The following is a 717-nucleotide window of genomic DNA, read 5'->3' as shown; positions in this document are numbered from 1 at the left end:
GCTGGGGGCGGCCGGGTTGAAAAACAGCCATGCGATAGCTATCGGTACCAGCATCCAGGTTTCCACCACCAGCCCTGGCAAAGCCTTGACCGGCGCCTGCTTGCGGATCAACCCGTAGAAGCCAAACGTCAGCGCCAGCATCAGCGACACCCACGGCAGGCTGCCCACCTGCCAGACCTGTTGCGCCACGCCAATGGCTGCCAACGCCACCGCGACCCATTGCATGCGGCGCAGCCGCTCGCCGAGGAGCAACATGCCCAGCAACACGTTGACCAGCGGATTGATGTAATAGCCCAGGCTGGCTTCGAGCATGCGACCGTTATTCACCGCCCAGACGTAGGTCAGCCAGTTGGCGGCGATCAGCGTGCCGCTCAGGGCCAGGATCGCCAGGCGCCGCGGATTGTCCCGCAGCTCGCGCCACCAGCCCGGATGTTTCCAGACCATCAGCAGGGCGGCGCCGAACAGCGCCGACCAGAGTACCCGGTGGATGATGATTTCCACCGATGGAACGTTGGCGATGGCTTTGAAATAGATCGGGAACAGACCCCAGATGATGTAGGCGCTCAGGCCCAGGATGTACCCGCGACGCGGGTTGGCGGCTTGCATGCAGAATCCTTGCTTAGGCAGCTAACAAAGAAGTGATTGTAAGTAGATTTGTCGGATTGTGCTGCGAACCTTGCAAGGAACTGACCCGAGCAAAAGTCCGCTGTGGGGGGG

The 717-nt window shown here is 61.5% G+C and carries 1 protein-coding gene; it reads right to left on the bottom strand.

What is annotated here, in order from left to right; translation table 11 throughout:
- Positions 1-606, bottom strand: a 606-nt coding sequence (gene rarD, locus ACE04F_RS27505; protein ID WP_486110693.1) for an EamA family transporter RarD, incomplete at its 3' end; no start/stop codon positions are given.
- Positions 607-717: the final 111 nt, after the last annotated feature.

This window comes from Pseudomonas sp. AGC41 (genome assembly GCF_057334555.1).
The sequence above is the reverse complement of the archived record's forward strand: the minus strand, read 5'-3'. Positions and strand labels throughout refer to the sequence as shown.